This is a genomic window from Vulcanisaeta sp. EB80 (assembly GCF_002078205.2).
Window position 1 is genome coordinate 1 of sequence record NZ_LCWN02000103.1, and the last position, 4,642, is coordinate 4,642.

General features: G+C 45.2%; 4 protein-coding genes and 2 pseudogenes. All 6 read right to left on the reverse strand.

Annotated elements, in window-relative coordinates; translation table 11 throughout:
* Nucleotides 1-47 precede the first annotated feature (47 nt).
* Nucleotides 48-791 (reverse strand): hypothetical protein, encoded by a 744-nt coding sequence (locus B7L70_RS11830; protein WP_238376237.1) that lies wholly within the window; start codon nt 789-791, stop codon nt 48-50.
* 68 nt (nt 792-859) lie between these two features.
* Complete coding sequence (locus B7L70_RS13995; RefSeq protein WP_369907352.1) at nt 860-1,288, reverse strand: ABC transporter permease subunit; 429 nt, start codon at nt 1,286-1,288, stop codon at nt 860-862.
* Complete coding sequence (locus tag B7L70_RS14000) at nt 1,174-1,728, reverse strand: hypothetical protein (RefSeq protein ID WP_238376238.1); 555 nt, start codon at nt 1,726-1,728, stop codon at nt 1,174-1,176. Before B7L70_RS14000 ends, B7L70_RS13995 begins: the two co-directional genes overlap by 115 nt.
* A pseudogene (locus tag B7L70_RS14325) lies at nt 1,725-2,615 on the reverse strand (carbohydrate ABC transporter permease). The gene B7L70_RS14000 and the pseudogene B7L70_RS14325 overlap by 4 nt, the downstream one beginning before the upstream one ends.
* A gap of 15 nt (nt 2,616-2,630) precedes the next feature.
* Nucleotides 2,631-4,043 (reverse strand): annotated as a pseudogene (locus B7L70_RS11845) (extracellular solute-binding protein).
* A 163-nt stretch (nt 4,044-4,206) separates the two neighbouring features.
* The coding region (locus B7L70_RS11850) for an alpha-amylase family glycosyl hydrolase (RefSeq protein WP_238376241.1) at nt 4,207-4,642 on the reverse strand (436 nt) is incomplete at its 5' end.

A 4,642-nucleotide genomic window follows, 5' to 3' on the forward strand; every position in this document is an offset into this window, starting at 1 on the left:
AATATCATCCCCCATCGTGCACCATCTACACGCCACACTCAGGGAATTCATGGCCAGCTTAGAGAAAAGCCCCGCGGTGCTGGCCCGGGGCAACCCCATGAACCCAGCCGGAGGGGCCGATGAAGGCAGGGCGAGGAAACCACCCACGCCCTTTCAAGGCGTGGGAGGAGGCCAGCTGGCTTGAATGGACCAATCATTACTGAGTAGTTACCCCATAGTGGGTTGAATGTCATGCTTGCGTTCATGGCGCCAGGTGAACCACTTGTTGTGTACCAGGGAACGTTTCCAGGTCCGGACGTTAATCCGTACCATAGTAATATATTATCGGGAGCCCTACCGAGCATTGTTATTAGTATTGAGCCGTTTGGGTATACGTAGGCCCAGGTATAACCGGCATTTGGTGGGTTAACGTCGACGTTCCAGTTCCAGAAGGGGACGCATTGATAGTTTATCCATGTGTTCGTTGTTGCGTCATGAAAGACCCAGGCAACCCATGTGCCAGGTTGGAATGGGCCTATGGTTACCGTGTAATTCTCACCATTCCAACTCATTAAGGTATCCGTTACATCAGACCACGGACCCTGTGGGTAGGGTTCAATGCCCCAGTGTAGGTAGACCTCATGACCTTGAGGTATACCGCTTATTGATACTGTAATATACGCAGGACCACTCGTTGGTGTTACGTTGAAGGTCACGGTGTATGGGCATGATGATTGGGCAAAGATTGCTGGCGTGAGGAGTATTGCAACTATTAATAAAAGAGTTATTGGTATTATTCCTTTGATTGTCATAGCACTTACTGTATTTTTGTATTTTTAAGTTTTATCTTCTGTTTATTCCTTTAATTATTTTCAACTTCCTAAGCCTTAACACCACCCATTGCGTATATCTGAACCAGGTATCTCTGGAAGGCTATGAATACGGCGAATATTGGGATTCCCATTAATACTGAGAACGCAGCCAATACATTGTAGAGGGTTGCCCTATTAACGAAGGCTAGGTAGTACATGCCCAGTGTTAGTGTCCACATACTACCACTCGTTATGAAGGCGTTGGCCAACGCATAGTCCGTGTACGCACCCAGGAATGCCATTAATGCCACGAAGGCTATTATCGGCCTTGCCATAGGCAATAACACCCTGAAGAATGCACCAGGTCTTGTTAAGCCGTCTATCAACGCAGCTTCCTCGTAATCCCTCGGTATCCTATCAATGAAGATCTTAACCAGGTAGGAGCTGAAGATTGCGGTGCCCCCCCCCCCGAGTAGGCCAGTATTAGGCCTATGTATGAGTTAAGTAGGTGCAGTGAGGCGAACATTAAGTATAGCGGTAGGGCCGTGGCCGCGAAGGGGAAGAAGGTCATTACGTATATTGTAATCATCAAAGCCCTCTTGCCGGCAATGTTTAATCTCGAAAGCGCAGCCCCTGTTATGAAAGCCACAACGACTGTAATTGCTATGGTGCCCGTGGCAAGTATCAAGCTGTTCCTAAGCCATAGTAAAAATGGTTCCTTAAATACTATGTAATAATACGCCTCCAGGGATGGGCTCTCGGGCAGTAGTGTTCTAAGGCTTATTGAGGCAAGTGTTGGTATGGGGTTTATCGAGGTAATTATTATGTAGTATATCGGGAACACCGCTATGGCAGCGACTATGGCAAGCACTATATATGATATGCCGAGCCTAATCCAATTAATTAATTTATACCTAAGACTATACCTGTTGCTCATGTTATCACCTCCAGGACCCTACCAACCCTAAGCATCATTAGGGCCATTATTGCCAGGATTATCGTGGATATTACGGAGAATGCGGCAGCAATATTGTAGTAACCATATGAGAATGCCTCTTGATACGTATAAACAATTAGGATGTCTGTGGATATCCCAGGACCACCACCAGTGAGTATGTATATTGGGTAGAAATTATTCCAGGTAAATACGAAACCACCAACACTCACGAAGGCTATGGCACTGCGCATTAGGGGTAGGGTTATCCTGGTGAATTTCTGCCACACACTCGCGCCATCGACTGTGGCTATATCATAAAGCTCCGAAGGTATACTCTGTAAGCTCGATAAAAATACGGCCGTGTAGTATGGGAATGATAACCAAAGATTCGTTAATATAAGGGCCGCTCAGGCCGTATTCGTAAAAGTCAACCAATTAATTGGTGGTACACCGAATAGGCCAAGGAATTTATTCACAATGCCGTACTCGTAATTCCACATGCCTGACCAAATCACTAGGGATATGTATGCGGGAAAGGCCCATGGTACTAGTAATAGTGTGAAGAAAACATTTCTACCCCTAATATCCCTCTGATTCAATATCAACGCCAATAAAAAGCCAACAACCACCATGGGCACCAGGCTACCTACTGTCCAAATCACGGTATTGAGCAACAATGTATAGAATGTACCGCTGCTTAAAATTTGCTCATAAACCTTCAAACCGATAAATGTATATCTAAATAGGTGGTATAGGTTGAAGTTTGTGAATGATATGTATATGGCGTAAGCCACGGGGTAAAGAAATAGGAATAGGGCTATGGCTATTATGGGGAGCAGGTAAAGATATTGGGTTAAAACACGATTAAGATTTTGAAGAGGATCCATAACTAATCACTAACCCTAACCGCTCGACTGAGACATCTGTTGTAGCATGTACTGCTCCATACCCTGAGCAGCAGCTTGAGCTGTCGTCTGGTTAGCAAAGTAGGCAGTGGCGTACTGATGGAATGCAGGCCAGTAGTAAGCCATGGCAGGTATGTTGGGGAACTTCTGCCCATACTGCGCCTGTTCGAAAATACCCTCCATAATGCCGTTGAGACACGATGGTGATAATTGACCAGCATTTAATTGACTAATTGCCTGATTATACGCCTGTATGTTGGCTGGTATATCATGGGCATAATTCCACAGGTTTAAGTCAGCCTGTGGTCCAGTCATGTATAGAATGAACACCAACGCAGCCTCCAGCTGCTGCGGCGTTGCGCCGCTGGCCTGCGGCGAGGCTATTACCCAACCAGTACTACCTATCAGTGGCATTGCGTGAAGCCCTGTCTGGCTAACGATGGGTAGTGGGGCAGCACCAAGGTTGCAACCGAGCGCCTTGAAGTACGTGCCTAGATCCCATGGTCCGTCAAATATTATCGCGGCCTTACCACTGGTGAATAATTGCCCTTCAAGGCTTGGGTTCATATCAGGCGCGTTTATGTGTAAGCCATACGTTAGGTTATACCAGAACTCTAGGGCGTTTACCATGGCGCTTGAGTTGAGCATTGGCATGTTGTTTGGTCCGAATATCTGTCCTCCAAAGCCTGCGAACCAGGCTGCGAACCTGTAACCCCACTCAGAACCAGTGCCATACGCAATGCACCAAACATTGTATGTACTGTTCACCTGTAGGCACATGTTTATGAGTTGATCTGTGGTGTTTGGTGGCGATGTTATGTACTGCTTATTGTAGAACATGACTATGTAATTTATGTTGTCAGGCAAACCGTAATATCCATGGGCAGTGGTTGTGTTCAAGTAGAAGTTTTCCCTTGCAGTTGGTAGATACTGCTCAAAGACAGATGGCGATAAGTACTCTGATAGGTTAAGGAGCAGCCCTGCCGCGAATAGTTTACCGGCATCATCACTCGTATCCCTATAAACAATGGGCGCCTGCCCAGCCTTTGCTGCCGATATGAAATTGCTCGTTGCAATCCCCACACCATAAGTTACTTCAACGTGAATGCACGGATACATCTGTTCGAAGGATGCTAAAGACGCATTGAAGGCTTGGTTCTCACTTGGGCTGTAGGTGTCCCATACAGTTATTGTCACATTGCCAACTTTCGAACAGAAGGTTTGAGCAAAGCTCGAACTATAGACATTTTGGGGCGTGAATTCTGATATGGGTATCACAAAGCCTGGTGCGGTGGCTGGCTTTGGTTATGGCTTATACATGTAAAGCACAGCAACCGCCACAGCCACTATTACTATAACGGCAACAACTATACCTATTATGGCACCCGTTGAGATACCCCGACTCCTCATACGACTTTAGACATTATAGAAGGTATTTAAAAGCATTACCGCAGTGAGTACTTTATCTAATAAATATCTATAAATAAATATGACGATAAATTAAATAATGTTTAAATAATTAAAACAAGTATACCTAAGTATACTCATTATGAAATTCGTGGCAATATTTCAATTATCTACTTCGTATAGCGAAATATTCTCCAACCAATATGCCATCTCTATAGTTTTTTAGTTCATTGCTTATCCTAACTTCGTAATTCTCATCATAATATATGACCTCATTACCATGAGCAATTAAATACTTTGGCCGAATCTCAAGTCGAATAAGCGCTTTCAGTATTTCATGAAGCCCATCCCTTCTCTCCCAATCCATACATCTTCTGTTATCAGGGTCCGGACCTCCCTCAAGATAGACCTCATCGCCATAATACAGCATTGGTGTCCCAACCCACGTGTAGATGAATGCTAGTGCGGCCTTGACCTTCTCCGCATCCCCTAATACCGTTATTGCCCTTGGGGTGTCATGGGTATCTATAAAGAGCCAAGAATTGAGTAGGAATGGCCTCGGTAATAAGGCCAGTTGTCTTTTAAGGATCTGTGCAAAATCC

Coding starts and splice junctions, on each gene's coding strand:
- B7L70_RS11830 (WP_238376237.1), bottom strand. CDS start 791: ATGACAATCAAAGGAATAATACCAATAACTCTTTTATTAATAGTTGCA.
- B7L70_RS14000 (WP_238376238.1), bottom strand. CDS start 1,728: ATGAGCAACAGGTATAGTCTTAGGTATAAATTAATTAATTGGATTAGG.